This window comes from Sphingobium sp. AP49 (genome assembly GCF_000281715.2).
GTDB lineage: Bacteria > Pseudomonadota > Alphaproteobacteria > Sphingomonadales > Sphingomonadaceae > Sphingobium.
The window spans coordinates 1,095,157-1,114,332 of the sequence record NZ_CP124576.1; the positions used below are offsets into that span (position 1 = coordinate 1,095,157).

The window sequence follows — 19,176 nt, forward strand, 5'->3', positions numbered from 1 at the left end:
GATTCGGTTATGCGTGTCAGGCACTTGGCTCTGTCGATCGCGGTGGCGGCCCTTCCCGTTGCAGGCCATGCGATGCAGGACGGAACGCCGGCCGCGCCCGTCCCGGTCCAGCAATTGTTCGACGAAGCGGCGCGCGCGACCGAAGCGGCGGACTATCCCCATGCCCTGGAATTGCTGACCACGCTGGAAGGGCGCGCGGCACGCAACCCCCGCAGCCTGGCGATCATACGCGTGCGCAAGGCGATGGTGCTGGTCGAACTGTCGCGCTGGAACGAGGCGCGCGCCCTGCTGAAACTGGCGGCGCCGGCCCTTCCCAAGGATGATGCCAGCCTGTCGGTCGACCGGCTGCAGGCTGCTTACACGCTGGGGCGGGCGGCGCTGGGCGACCTCGACTATGCGGGCGCACTGGCGCATTTCGATACGGCGCTCAGCGAGGCACAGGGGCCTGCTGCGCGCGTCCAATCCTTGTTGGGCCAGGCCCAGGCCGCGACCTTCATCGACCCGCAGCAGGCGTTGCGGGCCGCAGACGAGGCCAGCGCGATCGCTGCGTCGGACCCCAAATTGTTCGATCGCAAATCCTTGGCGCAGGTCGACCTGGTCCGGGGCCGTGCGTTGCTCAATCTGGGGCAGTTCGATGTGGCGGAACGGCTGTTCGCCAAGGCGGTGAAGCAGCAGGGCGGGCTGACCACGCGGGTCGACTATGATGATCTGGTCACACGGTCGGACGCATCGATCGCGGCGATGCTGGCAGGGCATCGTGATGCCGCGCGCAACTATCTGGTCTATACCGGTGCCGGCCGGTTGCCCAAGCAGGATTTCACCCAGGGGGCCGACATGGCCTTGCCGCGTTGTGGCGAGGAGGACGTCCGTCCTGACGATTATGCGGTGGTCGAATTCGGCATCGCCGACAGCGGAGCGATTGCCTATGCCCGTCCGGTCTATGGATCGCGGCCGGGGGCGATGGCGCTGGTGTTTGCCCGCGCCGTGCGGGAATGGACCTGGCGTCCCGATGATGTGAAGAATATTCCGCCGTTGTTCCGTTTCGTCACGCGGCTGGAATTGCGCTGTTCGATGGCCGAGGGTGGCCCATCGATGCTGGCCGGCCCGGGCAAGGCGCTGGCCGACTGGCTGGACGCGAAGAAGGTGCCGGCGCCCGTGCTGGAGAATGTGCCCGTCACCGGGCGGCGCGCCTTGTTGCTGCAACGGGCCGAGGCGATCCGTGCGCAGAAGGGGGACGAGGCGCTGGAACTGGTGCCGGTGCTGCTGCCGCTGCTGGCCGGGCCGATGGCCGCGCGCGAGGATGTCGAGACCTATGGCCCGTTGCTGCGTCGGGCAGTCCGCGCCGCAGGTGCGCCGCCCATGGCGCTGCTGTTGGTCGACCGGGTGGTCCATGATGCGGCCGACCGGCTGGATATCCGCATCAGGATCGGTACGCCCTATGCACTGGACGCTGCCGATTATCGCGCGGACCCGGAGGCACGTGCCACCTATGCGATCCTGGCCTATGATGACCTGGCGCCCCGGGAGAAGGCCGGTGCGCAAGATCTGCTGAACGGGGTCATCAATGATTCCGCCCTGGCGGTGGACGATCCGATGCGCGTGGCGGCCCTGGTGCGCCGGGCCAGCCAGCAGGCGACGAGTGGGAATCTGGACGCGGCCCGGACGGACTATGCCGCGACGGGCCTGTCGGCGCAGCAATGTTCGATTGTCGACGCCAAGCCGAATCTGCGCCGCGCACCGGTGTCGTCGGCCGACTATCCCACCGACATGGTTTCGGTTGGGGTCGAAGGTTGGACCCGCGTCCAGTTTGATGTCGCGGCGGACGGCACGACGCGCAACCAGCGGGCGGTCATCACCTATCCGCCGATGATTTTCGGCACGAACGGTACCAAGATCCTGACCCGCGCCAAATATGAGCAAAGCTATCGGCCCGATGGCGGACTGGGCTGTGGCGGGAGTACGCAAAGCGTCGTGTTCCGCCGTTAAAACGGGCGTCGGGGCTGGCTTTCTGGCCGCGCCTTGCCTAATTTGGGGGGATGGCAAGACAGAGCCGATCCAATGACTGGGGTTTTCCCCGCTGGCGTGCCTATGGTGCGACGCGGGAAGCGCAGCGCGTGCGCATTTGCGACCGCTTTGGCTGTGACCAGCCGGGCAATTGCCCCGCGCCCAAATCGCCCAATAGCCGCGACCGCTGGTATTTCTGCAGCGAGCATGCTGCCGAATATAACCGCAACTGGGACTATTTTCAGGGCCTGGACGAGGAAGAACGGGCCGAGCGGGAGCGCACCGAGCGGCGTGATGCCGGCGGTTATCAATCCAGCGCCCATCATGGCTGGGGCGGTCCCGGCGACGGCAGCCGGTCGCGCGACGAGATGCACGCATTGCAGGCGCTGGGCCTGGAGGATGACGCGGATTTCGAGGCGGTTCGCAAGAGCTGGCGCAGCCTGGCCAAGGAATATCATCCCGACGTGAAACCGGGCGATGCCGAGGCAGCGGTGCAGTTCCAGACGATCCAGGCGGCGTATGAGGTGCTGCGTGCCGCCGAAGAGCGGCGGACGTGGAAGCCGCGGGGAGCGACGGATTGAAGGACCATGTCCGGTCCAACTGGCATAATGCCGTGCTGGTATGCCGCAAATGCTCCAAGAAGCTGGATGGCGGTTTCGGTCCGGGCGGCGACGAGCGGCTGTCCAAGGCGTTACGCCGGCATCTGGCGTTGAAGAAGGGGCGTAAGGCGGCGGCCGGCATTGTCGAGGTCAATTGCCTGGGCGTCTGCCCCAAAGGGGCAGTGACCGTGGTGAATGGTGCCGACAGCCGCGACTGGTTGCTGGTGCGGGCGGGTGCCGATCTGGATCTATTGGCCGGGCAACTGGGGCTGTTGCCGCTGGCGGATCGGGCTTCAATCGATTGATTTGCGCATTTTGCGTAATTTATGCGTCGTCATTAAAGCTATCCTTACCAAATCTGCCTAGCTCGGACGCCATGCGGACCTGGCTTTTCTCTGCGCGTGGCGTGATTTTGGGCATGCAGCTTTCGCTCGTGCTGGTCGGTCTGGGCCTGCTCTACGGAGAGCCGCCCGCCAGCGGGCGCATGTTGCTGATCCCGATGACGCCACACGCCCGGACGGAACTGGTGCCGGCTGCGGTCGCGCACGGCGCGCGTCTGGTCGCCAGCGGCCGCATCGCCGGTTCGCTGGTCGTCGAAGGGCGGCGGGACCAATTGGCCGTGCCCTTGCTGCGCAGGGGGATATTGCCGGTACGCGCCTTTGCCGGTGCGTGTGGCGAAACAGTGGAAGGAGTCGTCTGATGGCGATGCAGAGCCTTGATCGCCTGCGCCTGCATGGCTTGCGCATCCTGTTGCTGGCCAGCCTGATATGGACGGTGCTGATCGGCATGGGCGGCATGCTGATGGGCAATGAGCGGGCCGCACCCGCCCTGCTGCTGTCGGCACTGGCCAATATCCTGCCAACCTGGATGGTGATGCGCCGGCGCAACGACCTGGAAGTACGCCTGGTCATGGGGACGCTGGCGGCGTTGCAGCCGGCGATCACGCTGTTCCTGCTCAGCGGCCATGTGTGGCAGATGGACGCGCACATGTATTTCTTCGTCGCGCTGGCCGCGCTGACGGTTCTCTATGACTGGCGCCCAATCCTGCTCGCCGCGGCGCTGATCGCGGTGCATCATCTGGTGCTGACCTATGTCGCGCCCAACTGGGTCTTTTCCGGTCAGGCCGAAATTGGCCGTGTGATCGTCCATGGTGTTGCGGTGGTCCTGCAAGGCACGATCCTGGCCTATCTCAGCATCAAGCTGCAGGCCTTGCTGCTGGGGCAGGATGCGCATGTCGCGGATGTCGCCCGGCTGGCGCGCGAGGCGGAGGCGGGGCGTGGCGTCGCTGAATCGGCGATGGATGCGCAGCGTCAGGCCGATGCGCGCGAAAGCCAGTTGCGCACCGAACGCGAGCTGGAAAAGGGCCGCATGATGCGGGAACGCCGGGCCGAGACGCTGGCGCTTGTCGGGGCATTCCGTCAGTCGGTTGCCGGCATCGTCGGCGCGGTATCGGCCGCGACCACCGAACTGGAAGAATCGGCGGTATTGCTGAACGACCTTGCCCGTAACGCCAGCCTTGGCACGGGCGAAACCATGGCCGCGGCCGGGCAGTCGTCCGCCAGCGCGGCCGTGCTGGCGCGCCGGATCGAGCAATTGTCCGAATCGATCAGCGCCATTGCCGCCGCCGCCGGCCAGCAGGCCAGCCTTGGTGGCGAGGCGCAGCGGGTGTCGGCCGCCGGGCATGAGGCGGTGCAGCAGTTGGAAGGCCGTACCTCGTCGATCACCAGCTTTGCCGATTCGATCACCGAAATCGCCGCCCGTACCAATTTGCTCGCGCTCAACGCCACCATCGAAGCGGCCCGGGCCGGGGATGTGGGGCGCGGCTTTGCCGTCGTCGCGGGCGAAGTGAAGCAACTGGCAAACCAGACGGCGAGTGCGACCGGCGAGATACAGTCGCTGGCCTGGGCGGCCCGCCAGGGCGCGGGCGTGGCGCAGGAGGCCCTGTCCGAGGTGGCCGGTAGCGTCGAGGAACTGGCCCGTGCCGCTCATGCGATCCAGCTGGCGGTGGCCGACCAGCGCGACGCGACCGCCGCCATCGGCCAGTCGGCGCGGGACACCGCCCGTGACGCCAACCATATGGCGGAAAAGATGGCCAATGTCGCCGATGTGGCGCGCAGCACCGAAAACCTGTCGGGACGGGTGTCCAGCGCGGCGACCGGCCTGTCGCGCACGGCCCAGGAGCTGCAGCGGGCAACCGACCTGTTCGTGGCCCAGCTGGAGGCGGCCTGACCGGCGGTCAACCGGCGCGGGCGACCGGCGTTCCGGGTTGCTGTTCGGCGCTGGCCAGCGGATAGAGAATATTGTCCTCGCGGTCGATACGCTGGGTCAGCGCGTTCAGGATATGCAGGGTTTCGGTGCAGAAGCTGCGCCATTCCCGGCTGATCCGTTCGTCGCTCCAGGCGGACATATAATGGGCGAAGCTTTCCGCCAGGCTGCCGATTTCGGCCTGGATCCGGGCGGCGGTCAGGCGGACCCGTTCGTCGGGCAGGCGTTGCATGGCGGGGTAGAGGATGCGGTCCTCAAGCGCCAGATGGGCCATCAGCTTGCGGGCGAGCTGCCATCGCAGGGCGCTGACCGCCTGGCTTTTTTCCGGATCGGCTATCGCCTGGCGCAGCTGTGCCGCGATCTGGCCGATCTCCTCATGTTGCTCGCGCAATTCGCTGATATTCATGTTTCATCCTCGCATCCCGCGCCGACTGTGAGGCCGTGCGCGTTAAGAAAGGATTGTCGGGGCTTTGAGAGAAAACATGAAAAGGATACCGCCCGACGCTAGGGAAAGGCCGGGCGGTATCTTCAGGATCAGGCCGGCTGGTCGGCGCGGCTGGCGCCTTCGCCATCAAGGTTGAGGGCAGCGAAATCCCAGTTGATCGCTTCCTTCAGCAGCTTTTCGGCATAGGCCGGGCGCAGGTTGCGATAGTCGATATAATAGGCATGTTCCCACACATCGAGGATCAGCAGCGGGGCGTGGCCTTCATGCGCGACCGGGGTGTCGGCGTCATGATAGCTGGTCACTTCCAGCTTGCCGTCCTTCAGGATCAGCGCGGCCCAGCCGCTGGCGAAGTGGCCGACGGCCTCTGCCTTGAGCTTCTCGATCAGCGCGTCGACCGAACCAAAGGCTTCCTCGATCTTGGCGAGCAGTTCGCCGGTCGGGGCGGTCTTCACCGGCGACAGCGAGTTCCAGTAGAAGGTGTGGTTCCAGATCTGGCCGACCTGGTTGAACAGGCCGCCCTTCGACGACTTGATCAGCTCGACCAGCGACTTGCCCTGCAGGCTTTCGTCGGCGGCGACCAGTTCATTGGCCTTCACGACATAGGCATTGTGATGCTTGCCGTGGTGGAAGTCGAAGGTTTCGACCGACAGGATGTCGCCAAAGGCGTCCTTGGCATAGGGAAGGTCGGGCAGAACAAAGGCCATGGCGGAACTCCTCGGGTTCGTTATGGGGCGGCCGGGCAATGGCTGGCGCGGCCGGTTGATTCTATGGTCCGGGCGGGGCGTTGACGCCTCCGACGCTTCCCATATGCGCACCCAACGCCCAAGAAAACCAATATGTGCCTATTGCGAAACGATCGCAGAAACAGGGGCTTGGCGGGGCTTTCGGGCAACAATGGTCGGGGCGTGCGCGCGGTGCCTTGCTTGACAGGCCGACCGGCGCCGAACATGATTGCCGCCATGCCATTCGGGACCATCTTTGCGCGCTTCCGCCATCATGGGGGACAGCTTCTCGCGGGCGATCCGCCCCGGACCTGACAGGCACGCTGCCGGCAGGTCCGGGGCACCCTTCTTGACGCTTTGCGTCCGAGGACCGGGCGCGCACCCCTATCAGGAAGTTTTCCCATGAGCCTGCAACAAAATTGGGCGGCCGTGCCGCCGATCCATATCGTCGAATCCGAAGCCGACATGATTTCCGACCTTGCCTGGGCGGCGCGCGACCGCTTCCCGGACGTCAGCCAGCTGTTGCTGGAGGAGGTCGGACGGGCGCAATTGTGCAGCCGGGCGGAATTGCCGGAGGATGTGGCGGCGATGGGATCGATCATCCGCTATCGCGATGGCGTGCGCGGCGTGCCGCGCCGGGTGGAACTGGTCTATCCCAGCCATGCTGACGTGGCGCTGGGCCGGATATCGATCCTGACGCCGGTCGGCGCCGCGCTGATCGGGATGCGGGCGGGCAACGCGATATTGTGGCCGGACCGCGACGGCCATCTGCGCGACATCATGGTGGACGAGGTGGTTCAGGCGGAAGCCTGAACCACCTCAAAAGCGGGGCCGGTCAGCCCTGTGGCGGGGTGGTTTCGCCGATTTCGTCGGCGGCCGGTTCCTCGCCCAGGGTCAGGCCGTGGCGCAGCAGCATCGGGATGTTGGCGCCCGCGAAGACGACCGAGACGATGGTCACGCCCCAGACCTTGACCGCGAGCCAGGTGTCGAAGCTCATCGTCCGTCGCATGACTTCGTTGGCGACCGCCATCGCGACGAAGAACAGCGCCCAGTTGCGCGAGAGCTTCATCCAGCCTTCTTCAGACAGCCCGTCATAGGCGGCCTGGAGCAGATATTTGAGCAGCGGCTTGCCACGCAGCAGGCCGGCGAACAGCATCAGCGCGAAAAAGGCATAGATGATGGTCGGCTTGGTCTGGATGAAGCGCTGGTCGTGGAAATAGATGGTGAGGCCGCCGAAGAAGAGGATCAGCAGCGCCGAGAGCCATAGCATCGGCGAGACCCGGCCGAGCTTCACCTTCGAGATGATGACGGCGATGACGATCGACACCATGAAGGCGGCGGTGCTGAAGGTCATGGCCGTGATCGGGTTGCCCGCCCCCCAGAACCAGCCAGCGCCCTTATAGGTCAGGAAGAAGACCAGCAGCGGCCCGAAATCGAGCGCCAGGCTGAGCGTGCCGCCATGGGCGGGCTTTGCGGCGGGTTTGGAAGGCTTGGTGTCAGCCATAAATCTACTCCGTCATGCCAGCGAAGGCCGGCATCTCACTTTCTCAATGAGATCAGGAAGGAAGAGAGACCCCAGCCTTCGCTGGGGTGACGAAAAAGGGGGCGTCAGCGGGCATAGGCCGTCCCCGCAATCGCGCGTGCCATGTCGCCGGCATCGAAGGGGCGCAGATCCTCGATCTTTTCGCCCACGCCGATGGCGTGGATCGGCAGGCGGAATTTCTCCGCCGCCGCGACCAGCACGCCGCCGCGCGCGGTGCCGTCCAGCTTGGTCATGACCAGGCCGGTGACCTGGGCGGTTTCCTTGAACACTTCGATCTGGTTCAACGCATTTTGTCCCGTGGTGGCATCGAGGACCAGGACAACGTCGTGCGGGGCGGCCGGGTTCAATCGGCCGAGCACGCGGCGCACCTTGGCCAGTTCGTCCATCAGTTCGGTCTTGTTCTGCAGGCGGCCGGCGGTGTCGACGATCAGCACGTCGATGCCGGTTGCCGTCGCCTGCTTGACCGCGTCGAACACGATGCCCGCCGCGTCGCCGCCTTCCTTGCCGGCGACGATCGGCACGCCCAGCCGATCGGCCCAGACCTTCAATTGGCCGATGGCGGCTGCGCGGAAGGTGTCGCCCGCCGCCAGCATCACGCCATAATCCTGTTCCAGGAAATTATTGGCGAGCTTGGCGATGGTGGTGGTCTTGCCCGAACCGTTGACGCCGATCACCAGGATCACCTGCGGACGCGGAAAGGCTTCGATCTCGAGCGGGCGCGCGACCGGGGCCAGCACCTTCTCGATCTCCTCCGCGATGATCTCGCGCAGATATTCCTCGGTCAGTTCCTTGTTGTAGCGTCCCTCGGCCAGGCGATCGCGCACCCGGCCGGCCATGGCCGGGCCGAGATCGGACATGATCAGGGCTTCCTCGATCTCGTCGAGGGTCTGGTCGTCGAGCGCGGCCTTGGTGAAGAGGCCGGTCAGATTCTCGCCGAGCTTGTCGGATGTGCGCTTGAGGCCGCCGAAGAGGCGGTCGCGCCAGCTGGTGCCGGTGTCAGTCATTATTGCGCCTCTTGCGCGATCAGCGCGCCATTCTCAAGGCCGCTGATGCGGGCCGCGACGATCGTGGAGGGGGGCTGGGGCGTGGTGAAGCGCACCGGCGCGAAATTTTCCGCATGGCCCGACAGGCCATTGCGTTCGACCAGCACCGACTGACGGGTGCCGACCAGGCGGGCGAGCCAGGCGTCGCGCTGCGCCGTGCAGGCGTCGCGCAGCAGGGCGGCGCGCGCCTTGATGGTGGCGCGATCCAGCTGGGGCATGCGCGCGGCGGGCGTGCCGGTGCGCGGCGAATAGGGGAAGATATGGCCATGGACGATGTCGCAATCGGCGACCAGCGCCAGGCTGTTGGCGAACATCGCATCATCCTCGGTCGGGAAGCCGGCGATGATGTCGGCGCCGATGCTGATGTCCGGCCGGGCGGCCTTCACCCGCTCGACGATGCGGACGGCGTCGGCGCGGGCATGGCGGCGCTTCATGCGTTTCAGGATCATGTCGTCGCCGGCCTGTAGCGAGAGATGCAGATGCGGCATCATGCGCGGCTCATGGGCGATGAGGTCGAACAGCCGCTCGTCAATCTCGACACTGTCGATCGAGGAGAGGCGCAGCCGGGGCAGGTCCGGGACATGGCGCAGCAGCCGTTCGACAAGCTGGCCGAGGGAGGGGCTGCCGGGCAGGTCGGGGCCATAGCTGGTGACGTCGACGCCGGTCAGCACGATCTCGCCATAGCCCGCATCGACCAGTTGCTTCGCCTTGTCGATCACCGCGCCGGCGGGGACGGAGCGGCTGTTCCCCCGGCCATAGGGGATGATGCAGAAGGTGCAGCGATGGTCGCAGCCATTCTGCACCTCCAGAAAGGCGCGGGCATGTTCGGCAAAGGCGCTGGCCATGTGCGGCGCGGTGTCCCGCACGGCCATGATGTCGGAGACGTTGACCTTGTCCGCCACCGGGGCGAAGGCGGCGGCCTCCAGCTTCTCGCGATTGCCGATCACGCCGTCCACTTCCGCCATGGCGGCGAAGGTCTGGGGTTCGGTCTGGGCAGCGCAGCCGGTGACGAGGATGCGGGCGTCGGGGCGGTCTCGTCTGGCGCGGCGGATCGCCTGCCGGGTCTGGCGCACGGCCTCGGCCGTCACGGCGCAGCTATTGACGACGATCAGGTCGTCCTGCGCGCCGGTCATCTCCCGGATCGCTTCGCTCTCCGCGATGTTGAGCCGGCAGCCCAGGGTGATGATATCGGGACCGGGCATCGATATCTTGCCCCCCGTCATTGCGAGCGCAGCGAAGCAATCCACGTCAGCGCGGTGGATTGCTTCGCTGCGCTCGCAATGACGATGAGAATGGGGGCCATGTCAGAAGCGGTCCCAGTCCGCCTCGCCGTCGAACACATGGGTGGCGGGGCCGGTCATGCGGATCGTACCGCCCGGTGCCCAGTCGATCTCCAGGTCGCCGCCCGGCAGGCTGACCGTCACCGGGCCGACCATCAGCTTGCGGCGGATTGCCGCGACGGCGGTGGCGCAGGCGCCGGTGCCGCAGGCGCGGGTGAGGCCGGCGCCCCGTTCCCAGACGATCAGGCGCAGATGTTGCGGGCCGACGACTTGCGCGAAATTGACGTTCACGCGGGCGGGGAAGAGCGGGTCATGCTCGATCAGCGGGCCGAGGCGCTCGAAATCCACCGCGTCCAGATCCTCGACGAAGAAGATCACATGCGGGTTGCCGACATTGACGGCGGCCGGCGCGGGCAGGTCTTCCCAGCTCGCGCTCATGGTGAGCGTGTCCATCGGCATGCCAAGCGGAATCGCGTCCCAGTCGAAGCGGGGCGCGCCCATGTCCACGCTGGCGCCGCCGTCCACGCTTTTCGCGCCGAGCAGCCCGGCCCTGGTGCGGATCAGCACGTCCTTGCCGACGAACAGCGGCACGCAGCGCGTGGCATTGCCGCAGGCTTCCACTTCCGAACCGTCGGAATTGAAGATCAGCATCGACACATCGGCCTGATCGCCCGCTTGCGGGGAGCCGATGACGATCAGCTGGTCGCAGCCGATGCCGGCATGGCGATCGGCAATGGCGCGGGCGCGCGCCTCCGTCATCGCAACCGGCGCACTTCGCGCGTCGATCACGACGAAATCATTGCCCAGACCATGCATCTTGGAAAAGCGGCTCATCATGGCGCCGCATTTAGTGTGGCGGGGGCGAAAAGGCCAGACTTCGCTGAGGACTGGTCTTTGCGATTATGCTGCCACCTTGAACGTCACGCGCAGGCTGCGGATCATGGATATCGGGTTGCCGTCATTATCCTTGGTCACGTCCAAGGAGAGCGCGCTTGCCTGCGCGCAGGCGACAGCGACCAGTTTCACGGCGTCGCGATCATTCTTGGAGCCCTCACAGAAAGCGACATGACCTGATGTGTCGACCCGGGTGATGACCGTGATGCTCTTTTCAAGTGCGCCGTCGGGCAGCTGTTGCACCTGCAATTCGATGTCGGATTGCGGCAATCGGTTGAGCGCTCCGGCAGGAATCTTTGCTGGTTGTTGCCCAGGGAGCGTCCAATTGATGGCGCCGGACCATATATTATAGGTCGAATTGCCTTGCTCGTCTGTCGCGGCTTTGAACTTGGCGCGGCGAACGAGCACGACGCAGGTCTGGGCATCGAGATCCGCAGAGCCACTTGTCCGTGTAACGCCGCACTGCATTACGCTGCCATCGGGGCAATCAGAATTTGATAGCCGACCATGCCCTCTTCATGGCGCGCCTGGGCGCCCGGTGGGTAATCCAGGTCCGACATCCAATTGCCGGGATTATTAGCCGGCGCCGCATTGGCGATCGCGCTCGCCAGGATCAGTCCTATCACGACGCTCATTCTTCCCCCTCGACCTCCAAATGGCCAGTCGCAACCCTAGCGCAAAGGGATGCGCGATCAAGGACCTGCGGTCAGGCGCTTCCGTCGATGATCGCGGCATAATCTTGCGGATCGACATTGGCGCCGGAGATGACGAGGGCGGTGGCGCCGTCGGTCGGCGGGGCGAGGCCGGCGAGCATGGCGGCGAGCGCCACCGCGCCGCCCGGTTCGACCACCAGCTTGAGGGTGGTGAAGGCGAAGCGCATCGCGTCGCGCACCTGATCGTCGCTGACGACCAGGCCACCGGCGAGCAGGGCGTGGTTGATCGGGAAGGTCAGCGCGCCGGGGCTGGGCGCGAGCAGCGCGTCGCAGATGCTGCGCGCGTCGGGCGAGACGGTTTCGCGCACGCCGCTGGCGAGCGAGCGGGCGGTGTCGTCGAAGCCGGCGGGTTCGACCGCATAGACGCTGATGTCCGGGCGGGCGGCCTTGACCGCCGTCGCCGTACCCGCGACCAGCCCGCCGCCACCGCAGCAGACGAGAATCTGGCTGAGGTCGGCGCCGGCGGCCTGCGCCTGCTCCAATATTTCGAGTCCGATCGTGCCCTGGCCGGCGATGATGAAGGGATCGTCGAAGGAGGGAACCAGCGTCGCGCCGCGTTCGGTGGCGAGGGCGGTGGCGATGGCCTCGCGGCTCTGGGTGAAGCGGTCATAGGGGACGACATCGGCGCCGAGCGCGCGGGTGTTGGCGGTCTTGATCGCGGGGGCGTCGGCCGGCATCACGATCGTTGCCGGGATGCCGAGCAGCCGTGCGGCGAAGGCGACGCCCTGGGCATGATTGCCCGAGGACCAGGCGACCACGCCCGCCGCCCGCTCGGCCGGGTTCAGGCGGGCGAGGCGGTTATAGGCGCCGCGGAACTTGAACGATCCGCTATGCTGGGCGCCCTCGAACTTCACCAGCACCCGCCGGCCGCAGCGATCGTTGAGCGCGGCATTCTCGATCAGCGGGGTGCGGACCGCCGCCGGCGCGATCAGCCGCGCGGCATCGGCGACGTCGGCGGCAGTGATGGCAAGCGAATCGGTCATGTCGGCTCCTTCGGTAAGTGGCCCCTGCATAGCCGGCAGTCGGCATCGCGCAACGATCCGCCGGGGCGATCCTGGCCCGCTTGGCAGGGCTTTCGCTTTGGCCTATGGCGGCGGCGCGCCGGGGTGGTCAAACGCCCCGGACGCGCATGATCGCGCCGGTGCCCGACAGGGCTGAAAACGGGAATGCGGTGCGGGGGGCGCAGGCCTTCCAAATCCGCGGCTGTCCCTGCAACTGTAAGCGGTGAGCGCGATGCGCAGGGTCCGGCGCCTTCCCAGGGGAGGCGCGGACCGGCCACTGGATCGATAGGGTCCGGGAAGGCTGGCGCATCGTTGCCCTGACCCGCGAGCCAGGAGACCTGCCGGCGTCTGGTCGCTCTTGCCCTGGCCCAGGGGATGGCCATGGCGCGGTGTTTCCGTCGAGCGACGCCCATGGCGGCCGGGGCCGCATCGGTGCGTGGGGCGGGGCGCTGGCGTCTTCCCGATCCATGCAGCGACCGTGTGTGCGGACGCCCCGGTTCCAAATCGACGGACGCCGGGGGACGATAAAATGAAGATGTTGGGGATTTCGCTGATCGCGCTGCTGGCCGCTACGCCGGCACTGGCCCAGGATGATGACATCGTCGTCACCGCTTCGGGCATTGCGCAGCCGCGTGACGAGGTCGGCCAGGCGATCACGGTGATCGATGCCGACACGATCAGGACGCGCCAGGCGGTCGATGTCGTCGACCTGCTCGCCACCACGCCGGGCGTCCGCTTCAGCCGCAATGGCTCGACCGGCGGCGTCGCCGGCGTATCACTGCGCGGCGCGGAGACGACCCAGACGCTGGTGCTGATCGACGGGGTCAAGGTCAACGACCCGAGCGGCATCGGCGACGGCTATGATTTCGGCCATCTGCTGACCGGCAATATCCGCCGGATCGAAGTGCTGCGCGGGTCCAACTCGGTGGTCTATGGCAGCCAGGCGATCGGCGGCGTGGTCAATGTGATGACCGGCGCGCCGAGCGAGGGTTTCGCGGCCAATGCCTCGGCCGATTATGGCTATAGCGACACGCTGAACGCCAAGGCCGATGTGTCGGGCACGCGCGGCGCGGTGTCGGGCGGCGTGGGCGTCGCCTATTTCAACACCGACGGCATTTCGTCCGCTTCGCGCGACTTTGGCGCGAGCGAGCGCGACGGCTATGAGAATATCGCCACCAACGCCAAGCTGAAGATCGCCTTCACCGACACGCTCAGCCTCGACCTGCGCGGCTATTATATCCATGCCGATCTCGACTATGACAGCTTCTTTGGCGCACCGGCCGACAGCGCCGACATCAGCAAGCTCGACCAATATGTCGGCTATGCCGGGATCAACCTGGCGCTGTTCGATGGCAAGCTGACCAACCGTGCGGCGGTCACCTGGCTGCGCAACGACCGCGACTATTATTTCGTGCGCGGCACCGACCCGGACTATGGCTATTCGGGCACCAACCTGCGCTTCGAATATGAGGGCGTCTATGCCCCGGTCGATCAGGCCAAACTGATCTTCGGCTATGAGCATGAGCGGCCGGACTATGATTATTTCGGCTTTGGCAGCATCGATAGCGCGAGGGCGAATATCGACAGCGTCTATGCGCTGGCGGTGGTGAAGCCGCTTACCGGCCTCGCCGTCACCGGCGGGCTGCGCCATGACGATCATAGCCAGTTCGGCGGTGCGACCACCTTTGGTGCCAACGCCAATTACACGCCGAACGCGGGCGCGACCAATATCCGCCTCTCCTATGGCGAGGGGTTCAAGGCGCCGTCGCTCTATCAGCTTTACGATACCTATAGCGGCAACAGCGCGCTGCGGCCGGAACGGTCGAAAAGCTATGATATCGGCTTCGACCAGAGCCTGGACGGGGACAAGGCGGTGCTGTCGCTGACCGCCTTCCAGCGCGATACCAGCAACCAGATCAATTATGATTATGCGACCTACACCTACGGCAATCTCGATCGGACCCGGGCCAAGGGCGTGGAAGCGACCGTGACGCTGAAGCCGGTCGAGGCGCTGACGGTGGCGGCAAGCTACTCCTATGTCGATGCGCGCGACCGGTCGGGCGGGGTGAATGATGGCAATCGCCTGCCACGCCGGGCCGCCAATGCGGTCAGCGTTTCGGCCGACTATCTCTGGTCCTTCGGCCTGTCGACCGGCGCGACCCTGACCATGGTCGGCGACAGCTATGACGACACGGCCAACACCCGCCGGCTCGACGGCTATGGCCTGGCCGGGCTGCGCGCGTCCTTCCCGGTGGGCGAGCATCTGGAAGTCTATGGCCGGATCGACAATCTGTTCGATGCGGATTACGCCACCGCCTATGGCTATGGCACCTATGGCCGATCGGCCTATGGCGGCGTGCGTGTCCGCTTCTAAGGGGCGGCGGCATCCTTTGTTGCTGCCGGGGCTGATTGCCCTGCTGCTGGTCGCGGGAATCGCGTCGGTCGCGCTGGGATCGGTGACGATCGCGCCGGCGCGCATCCTGGCGGTGCTGGCGGGCGGCGGCGACATGGTAGCGCGCGCGATCATCATCGACCTGCGCCTGCCGCGCATGGCGATCGGCCTGCTGGTCGGCGCCATGCTGGGCCTGTCGGGCGCGGCGCTGCAGGGCTATCTGCGCAATCCGCTGGCCGAGCCCGCCGTGCTGGGCGTGTCCAATGCGGCGGCGCTGGGGGCGGTGATCGCGCTCTATTTCGGCCTGTCCGAACTCCATCCGATGGCGTTGCCGCTGCTGGCGATCATCACCGCACTGGCGGCGATCGGTGCGCTGTTCCTGCTCGCCGGGCCGTCGGAAAGCCCGCTGACGCTGATCCTGGCCGGCATTGCCGTCGCGACGCTGGCGGGGGCGGGGATCAGCCTGGCGCTCAACCTGTCGCCCAATCCCTTTGCCGCGATGGAGATCATGAGCTGGCTGATGGGGAGCCTGGAAAATCGCAGCATCGACCATCTGCTGCTGGCGCTGCCCTGCGTCGCGGTTGGCACGGCGCTGCTGCTTTATGACGGGCGCGCGCTCGACGCGCTTACCCTGGGCGAGGATGGCGCGCGGGCACTGGGCGTCGACCTGTCGCGGGCGCGGCTGCGGCTGATGGCGGGCGTCGCGATCGGCGTCGGCGGCGCGGTGGCGGTGACCGGATCGATCGGTTTCGTCGGCCTGATCGTGCCGCATCTGGTGCGGCCTTTGACCGATCGGTCGCCTTCCGCGCTGCTGCTGCCGTCGATGCTGGGCGGCGCGGTGCTGCTGACCCTGGCCGATATCGGCGTGCGCATCATCCCGACCAGCAGCGAATTGAAGCTGGGCGTGGTGACGGCGATCCTGGGGGTGCCGGTCTTCCTCATTCACCTGATGCGGGAGCGGCGGCTATGGTGACCCTGTCGACCGAGCAACTGGACGTCCGGCTGGGCCGCCATCTGGCGGTGCGCGGCGTTGATCTGACCATGGCGCCGGGTCAGTTGATCGGCGTGATCGGCCCCAATGGCGCGGGCAAGTCGACCTTGGTGCGGGCGCTGCTGGGGCTGGTGAAGCCGGCCGCCGGACGCGCGCTGCTGGACGGCACGCCGGTCGAGCGTCTGTCGCGCCAAGCGGTGGCGCGGTCCATCGCCTATCTGCCGCAGGGCCAGACCTTGCATTGGCCCCTGGCGGTCGAGCGGCTGGTGGCGCTGGGGCGGTTGCCGCATCTGGGGCCGCTGTCGCGCCTGACCGCCGACGATGAGGCGGCGATCGAGGATGCGATGGTCCGCGCCGATGTCACCGGCTTCAAGGGCCGGATCGCGACCGAGCTGTCGGGTGGCGAGCGGGCGCGGGTGCTGCTGGCGCGGGCGCTGGCGGTGGGCGCGCCGGCGCTGATCGCCGACGAGCCGCTGGCCGCGCTCGACCCCGGCCACCAGATCGACGTGATGGCATTGCTGCGGGCGCAGGCGCAGGGCGGGGCGCTGGTCGTCACCGTGCTGCACGATCTGGCCATGGCGGCGCGCTATTGCGACCGGCTGCTGCTGATGGATGGCGGCGCGCTGGTGGCGGACGGGGCGCCGATGGTGGTGCTGACGCCGGAGCGGCTGGCTTCCGTCTATGGCGTTACCGCGCGGATCGACGTCAACGATGGCCTGCCGCTGATCGTGCCGACGGCGCGGGTCTGATCTATAACGAAAAGGGGGCCTTTCGGCCCCCTTTGCTTAGTTGCCGAAGCCGCGCGGGGCGGGATCGACCACGCTGATCGTGCCGGCGCCGACCTCGCTCACTTCCAGTGCGCGTTCGGCGATGCCGTTGCGGTTGAAGCGGAAGGCGCCGTCGATACCGGCAAAGCCGCCCGCATCGCGCAGCCGCGCGGTCGGGAAGGGCGCGCCCGGCTTCCAGTCCTGGGCGATCCGCACCGTCAGCAGCACCGCATCATAGCCCATCGAGGACAGGCGGAAGGGCGCGCTGCCGTAACGGGCGCGATATTTGGTCGCGAGCTGGCGATAGAGGCCATCCGACACGCTGGCATACCAGGCGCCGCGCAGCACGGGGCTGGCGGCCAGCGATTCCTCGGCATTCCAGATTTCGGTGCCGAGCAGGCGGGCATTGGCGCCGCCATTCTTGCGCACGATCGGCGCGACCTGCAGCGCGACCCGGCCGCTGTCGGCGATCAGCAGCGCGTCATAGCTGGACGAAGCCTGCAATTTCTTGACCGCAGCGGTGATCGAGGCGGGGGTGCGATCGAAGGTCTGCATCGACACGACCGTGCCGCCGGCCTGTTCGACCGCGCGCAGCAGCGCATTGCCGGCGCGCTCGCCATAGGTGCCGCGCGGCACCAGTGCGCCGAAATTGGACAGGCCCTTTTCACGGGCGAAGCCGATCACGCGCTCGATCGACTGGTTGGGGGTATAGCCCATCAGGAAGATGTTGCTGCCCGCGACGCTGGTGTCGTTGGAAAAGCTGATGACCGGCACATTGGCCTTGGCCGCGATCGGGCCGACGATGCGGGCGTCATCCGCCAGCAATGGCCCCAGGATCAGGCGGTTGCCGTCGGCCAGCGCCCGGTTGGCGGCGGCCGCCGCGCCGGTGGCGGTGTCATAGGTGGTGATGCGGACCTTGTCGGTCTTGATGTCCATCAGCGCAAGCGTGGTGGCGTTGGCGATCGACTGGCCCACGCCCGCATTGGGGCCGGACGTCGGCACCAGCAGCGCGACGCGGTGGCGCGCAGTGTCGGTCGGCAGGCCCTGGGTCACGTCCGGGCCGGTGGGCTGGGCGGGGCCGGTGGGCTGAACGGGGCCTGGCCCCTTGGGCACGATCGACTGACAGGCGGCCAGCATGATGGTGCTGGCAACGAACAGCAATCGCGCGCTGCGCTTCATCGCCGCGAACATGTTCGCTTGCCGGGGGGCATCCGTCTCTGTCATCTGGGATCCTTATGGAAACTATATTGGCATCCGGGCTTGAGCCCGGGCTTTACATCGTGGCGGGGCCGATCGGCAACCTTGGAGACCTTACGCCGCGCGCGGCGGAAGTCCTGCGGTTGGCCGACGTGGTCGCCGTGGAAGATACACGGGTCAGCGCAAGGCTGCTGCGCCATGCGGGGTCGGATCGACCGATGATTCCCTATCATGACCATAGCGCGGAAAATGTGCGGCAGCGGCTGATCGAGCGGATGGCGAGCGAATCGGTGGCGCTGCTGTCGGACGCGGGGACGCCGCTGATTTCCGATCCGGGTTACAAGCTGGTGCGCGATGCGCGGGCGGCCGGGCGCAGGATCACGACCCTGCCGGGACCGAGCGCGGCGATCGCGGCGCTGACCCTGTCAGGCCTGCCGACCGACCGATTCCTGTTCATGGGCTTCCTGCCGAGCAAGGCGAAGGCACGCGGCGACGTGCTGGCCGAAGTGGTGGCGCTGCGCGCGACCCTGGTCTTCTACGAAAGCGGGCCGCGCCTGTCGGAAAGCCTGTCGTCGATGGCCGCGCATCTGGGCGATCGCGAGGCGGCGGTCAGCCGCGAGATCAGCAAGACGTTCGAGGAAACCGCGACCGGGACGCTGACCGAACTCTCTGCCCGCTATGCCGATGCCCCGCCCAAGGGCGAGATCGTCGTCATCGTCGGCCCGCCCGGCGAGGCGCCGCCGGCCAGCGCCGAGGATGCCGATGCGGCGCTGCGGGAGGCGCTGACCCGGCTGCCGGTGTCGAAGGCGGCGGGCGAGGTGGCCAAGAAGCTGGGGCTCGACCGGCGGGCGCTCTATGACCGGGCGAACGAGCTGAAGGGAGAACGGGAAGCGTGAACCGCCAGCAGGCGGAGAAGCGCGGCCGCCAGGCCGAACGCATCGCCGCCTGGTGGCTGCGCCTCAAGGGCTGGCAGATTGTCGGCCAGCGCCTGCGTACCCCCGCGGGCGAGGTGGACCTGGTCGCGCGCAAGGGGGCGATGCTGGCCTTTGTCGAGGTGAAGAGCCGCGCGACCGACGCCGAACTGGACGTCGCGATCGACCAGCGCCGACTGGCACGGGTCGCGGCGAGCGCCGAAATATTATGGCATCAGCTGGCAAGGCCCGGAGACGACATGCGAATTGATGTCATCCTCCTTGCGCCGGGCCGCCCGCCACGCCATCTGGCCAATGTCTGGCATGGGGGGTGAAGGCTCTCCATTCCGTTCGGGCTGAGCGAAGTCGAAGCCCACGCCTGAGCGCCAGCGAAGGCAAGTCACCTCGC

21 protein-coding genes and 1 riboswitch are annotated in these 19,176 nt (G+C 66.9%); of the genes, 11 read left to right on the top strand and 10 right to left on the bottom strand.

Features of this window, described 5'->3' with window-relative positions; all coding sequences use genetic code 11:
• The first annotated feature begins 9 nt into the window (after nucleotides 1-9).
• From PMI04_RS05290 to PMI04_RS05310, 5 genes are all read left to right on the top strand, one after another.
• A complete protein-coding gene (locus PMI04_RS05290) occupies nucleotides 10-1,986 on the top strand; it encodes a hypothetical protein (RefSeq protein ID WP_007713897.1) in 1,977 nt (658 codons plus the stop codon).
• Between the two features lie 50 nt (nucleotides 1,987-2,036).
• Nucleotides 2,037-2,585 (top strand): J domain-containing protein, encoded by a 549-nt coding sequence (locus PMI04_RS05295; RefSeq protein WP_007713895.1) that lies wholly within the window; start codon nucleotides 2,037-2,039, stop codon nucleotides 2,583-2,585.
• Nucleotides 2,558-2,908 carry a hypothetical protein gene (locus PMI04_RS05300; RefSeq protein ID WP_037487157.1) on the top strand — a complete coding sequence of 117 codons (351 nt, stop codon included), beginning with the start codon at nucleotides 2,558-2,560 and terminating at the stop codon, nucleotides 2,906-2,908. Before PMI04_RS05295 ends, PMI04_RS05300 begins: the two co-directional genes overlap by 28 nt.
• A 113-nt stretch (nucleotides 2,909-3,021) precedes the next feature.
• Nucleotides 3,022-3,303, top strand: a complete 282-nt coding sequence (locus tag PMI04_RS05305) for a hypothetical protein (protein WP_238535998.1) — start codon at nucleotides 3,022-3,024, stop codon at nucleotides 3,301-3,303.
• Nucleotides 3,303-4,832 (top strand): methyl-accepting chemotaxis protein, encoded by a 1,530-nt coding sequence (locus PMI04_RS05310; RefSeq protein WP_007713881.1) that lies wholly within the window; start codon nucleotides 3,303-3,305, stop codon nucleotides 4,830-4,832. The genes PMI04_RS05305 and PMI04_RS05310 overlap by 1 nt, the downstream gene beginning before the upstream one ends.
• A 7-nt stretch (nucleotides 4,833-4,839) precedes the next feature.
• Here PMI04_RS05310 and PMI04_RS05315 read toward each other — a convergent pair whose 3' ends face one another.
• Together PMI04_RS05315 and PMI04_RS05320 are read right to left on the bottom strand one after the other, a co-directional pair.
• Complete coding sequence (locus tag PMI04_RS05315; RefSeq protein WP_007713879.1) at nucleotides 4,840-5,274, bottom strand: hemerythrin domain-containing protein; 435 nt, start codon at nucleotides 5,272-5,274, stop codon at nucleotides 4,840-4,842.
• 128 nt (nucleotides 5,275-5,402) lie between these two features.
• Nucleotides 5,403-6,017 (bottom strand): superoxide dismutase, encoded by a 615-nt coding sequence (locus PMI04_RS05320; RefSeq protein ID WP_007713877.1) that lies wholly within the window; start codon nucleotides 6,015-6,017, stop codon nucleotides 5,403-5,405.
• 420 nt (nucleotides 6,018-6,437) lie between these two features.
• On the opposite strand from PMI04_RS05320, the gene rnk reads away from it, so the two are divergent.
• Entirely contained in the window at nucleotides 6,438-6,848 is a 411-nt protein-coding gene (rnk, locus tag PMI04_RS05325) for a nucleoside diphosphate kinase regulator (protein WP_007713875.1), read from the top strand.
• A 22-nt stretch (nucleotides 6,849-6,870) separates the two neighbouring features.
• On the opposite strand, the gene ispZ is transcribed toward rnk, so the two are convergent.
• The 7 genes from ispZ to PMI04_RS05360 all read right to left on the bottom strand — a co-directional run bounded on the left by ispZ (nucleotide 6,871) and on the right by PMI04_RS05360 (nucleotide 12,491).
• Nucleotides 6,871-7,539 (bottom strand): septation protein IspZ, encoded by a 669-nt coding sequence (ispZ, locus tag PMI04_RS05330; protein WP_007713873.1) that lies wholly within the window; start codon nucleotides 7,537-7,539, stop codon nucleotides 6,871-6,873.
• A gap of 104 nt (nucleotides 7,540-7,643) precedes the next feature.
• Nucleotides 7,644-8,582 (bottom strand): signal recognition particle-docking protein FtsY, encoded by a 939-nt coding sequence (gene ftsY / locus PMI04_RS05335; RefSeq protein ID WP_007713870.1) that lies wholly within the window; start codon nucleotides 8,580-8,582, stop codon nucleotides 7,644-7,646.
• Nucleotides 8,582-9,823 carry a tRNA (N(6)-L-threonylcarbamoyladenosine(37)-C(2))-methylthiotransferase MtaB gene (gene mtaB / locus PMI04_RS05340; protein ID WP_007713868.1) on the bottom strand — a complete coding sequence of 414 codons (1,242 nt, stop codon included), beginning with the start codon at nucleotides 9,821-9,823 and terminating at the stop codon, nucleotides 8,582-8,584. Before mtaB ends, ftsY begins: the two co-directional genes overlap by 1 nt.
• 102 nt (nucleotides 9,824-9,925) lie before the next feature.
• A complete protein-coding gene (dapF, locus tag PMI04_RS05345; RefSeq protein ID WP_007713865.1) occupies nucleotides 9,926-10,738 on the bottom strand; it encodes a diaminopimelate epimerase in 813 nt (270 codons plus the stop codon).
• Nucleotides 10,739-10,801: 63 nt separating this feature from the next.
• Complete coding sequence (locus tag PMI04_RS05350) at nucleotides 10,802-11,263, bottom strand: energy transducer TonB (protein WP_283184857.1); 462 nt, start codon at nucleotides 11,261-11,263, stop codon at nucleotides 10,802-10,804.
• The gene (locus tag PMI04_RS05355; protein ID WP_283184858.1) at nucleotides 11,263-11,430 is read right to left on the bottom strand and encodes a hypothetical protein; all 168 of its coding nucleotides are present in this window, start codon (nucleotides 11,428-11,430) and stop codon (nucleotides 11,263-11,265) included. The genes PMI04_RS05350 and PMI04_RS05355 overlap by 1 nt, the downstream gene beginning before the upstream one ends.
• Nucleotides 11,431-11,501: 71 nt before the next feature.
• Entirely contained in the window at nucleotides 11,502-12,491 is a 990-nt protein-coding gene (locus PMI04_RS05360) for a threonine/serine dehydratase (RefSeq protein WP_007713861.1), read from the bottom strand.
• Nucleotides 12,492-12,630: 139 nt separating this feature from the next.
• Nucleotides 12,631-12,870: riboswitch (cobalamin riboswitch) on the top strand.
• Between the two features lie 168 nt (nucleotides 12,871-13,038).
• On the opposite strand from PMI04_RS05360, the gene PMI04_RS05365 reads away from it, so the two are divergent.
• Genes PMI04_RS05365 through PMI04_RS05375 form a run of 3 tightly spaced genes read left to right on the top strand, consistent with a single transcriptional unit; the run spans nucleotide 13,039 to nucleotide 16,641 of the window.
• Complete coding sequence (locus PMI04_RS05365) at nucleotides 13,039-14,883, top strand: TonB-dependent receptor (protein WP_007713858.1); 1,845 nt, start codon at nucleotides 13,039-13,041, stop codon at nucleotides 14,881-14,883.
• Entirely contained in the window at nucleotides 14,870-15,874 is a 1,005-nt protein-coding gene (locus PMI04_RS05370) for an iron ABC transporter permease (protein ID WP_238535997.1), read from the top strand. Before PMI04_RS05365 ends, PMI04_RS05370 begins: the two co-directional genes overlap by 14 nt.
• Nucleotides 15,868-16,641 (top strand): ABC transporter ATP-binding protein, encoded by a 774-nt coding sequence (locus PMI04_RS05375; RefSeq protein WP_007713853.1) that lies wholly within the window; start codon nucleotides 15,868-15,870, stop codon nucleotides 16,639-16,641. Before PMI04_RS05370 ends, PMI04_RS05375 begins: the two co-directional genes overlap by 7 nt.
• Nucleotides 16,642-16,677: 36 nt before the next feature.
• On the opposite strand, the gene PMI04_RS05380 is transcribed toward PMI04_RS05375, so the two are convergent.
• A complete protein-coding gene (locus PMI04_RS05380; protein ID WP_202947615.1) occupies nucleotides 16,678-17,838 on the bottom strand; it encodes a penicillin-binding protein activator in 1,161 nt (386 codons plus the stop codon).
• 56 nt (nucleotides 17,839-17,894) lie between these two features.
• Between PMI04_RS05380 and rsmI the strand changes: the two genes are divergently transcribed.
• Complete coding sequence (gene rsmI, locus PMI04_RS05385) at nucleotides 17,895-18,752, top strand: 16S rRNA (cytidine(1402)-2'-O)-methyltransferase (protein WP_007713850.1); 858 nt, start codon at nucleotides 17,895-17,897, stop codon at nucleotides 18,750-18,752.
• Nucleotides 18,749-19,102, top strand: a complete 354-nt coding sequence (locus PMI04_RS05390; protein WP_004210447.1) for a YraN family protein — start codon at nucleotides 18,749-18,751, stop codon at nucleotides 19,100-19,102. Before rsmI ends, PMI04_RS05390 begins: the two co-directional genes overlap by 4 nt.
• Nucleotides 19,103-19,176 lie beyond the last annotated feature (74 nt).

Excerpts from the sequence above, each read along its gene's own strand:
- PMI04_RS05290 (WP_007713897.1), top strand. The coding sequence starts at position 10 with ATGCGTGTCAGGCACTTGGCTCTGTCGATCGCGGTGGCGGCCCTTCCC.
- PMI04_RS05295 (WP_007713895.1), top strand. The coding sequence starts at position 2,037 with ATGGCAAGACAGAGCCGATCCAATGACTGGGGTTTTCCCCGCTGGCGT.
- PMI04_RS05305 (WP_238535998.1), top strand. The coding sequence starts at position 3,022 with ATGCAGCTTTCGCTCGTGCTGGTCGGTCTGGGCCTGCTCTACGGAGAG.
- PMI04_RS05310 (WP_007713881.1), top strand. The coding sequence starts at position 3,303 with ATGGCGATGCAGAGCCTTGATCGCCTGCGCCTGCATGGCTTGCGCATC.
- PMI04_RS05315 (WP_007713879.1), bottom strand. The coding sequence starts at position 5,274 with ATGAATATCAGCGAATTGCGCGAGCAACATGAGGAGATCGGCCAGATC.
- PMI04_RS05320 (WP_007713877.1), bottom strand. The coding sequence starts at position 6,017 with ATGGCCTTTGTTCTGCCCGACCTTCCCTATGCCAAGGACGCCTTTGGC.
- rnk (WP_007713875.1), top strand. The coding sequence starts at position 6,438 with ATGAGCCTGCAACAAAATTGGGCGGCCGTGCCGCCGATCCATATCGTC.
- ispZ (WP_007713873.1), bottom strand. The coding sequence starts at position 7,539 with ATGGCTGACACCAAGCCTTCCAAACCCGCCGCAAAGCCCGCCCATGGC.
- ftsY (WP_007713870.1), bottom strand. The coding sequence starts at position 8,582 with ATGACTGACACCGGCACCAGCTGGCGCGACCGCCTCTTCGGCGGCCTC.
- mtaB (WP_007713868.1), bottom strand. The coding sequence starts at position 9,823 with ATGCCCGGTCCCGATATCATCACCCTGGGCTGCCGGCTCAACATCGCG.
- dapF (WP_007713865.1), bottom strand. The coding sequence starts at position 10,738 with ATGATGAGCCGCTTTTCCAAGATGCATGGTCTGGGCAATGATTTCGTC.
- PMI04_RS05350 (WP_283184857.1), bottom strand. The coding sequence starts at position 11,263 with ATGCAGTGCGGCGTTACACGGACAAGTGGCTCTGCGGATCTCGATGCC.
- PMI04_RS05355 (WP_283184858.1), bottom strand. The coding sequence starts at position 11,430 with ATGAGCGTCGTGATAGGACTGATCCTGGCGAGCGCGATCGCCAATGCG.
- PMI04_RS05360 (WP_007713861.1), bottom strand. The coding sequence starts at position 12,491 with ATGACCGATTCGCTTGCCATCACTGCCGCCGACGTCGCCGATGCCGCG.
- PMI04_RS05365 (WP_007713858.1), top strand. The coding sequence starts at position 13,039 with ATGAAGATGTTGGGGATTTCGCTGATCGCGCTGCTGGCCGCTACGCCG.
- PMI04_RS05375 (WP_007713853.1), top strand. The coding sequence starts at position 15,868 with ATGGTGACCCTGTCGACCGAGCAACTGGACGTCCGGCTGGGCCGCCAT.
- PMI04_RS05380 (WP_202947615.1), bottom strand. The coding sequence starts at position 17,838 with ATGAAGCGCAGCGCGCGATTGCTGTTCGTTGCCAGCACCATCATGCTG.
- rsmI (WP_007713850.1), top strand. The coding sequence starts at position 17,895 with ATGGAAACTATATTGGCATCCGGGCTTGAGCCCGGGCTTTACATCGTG.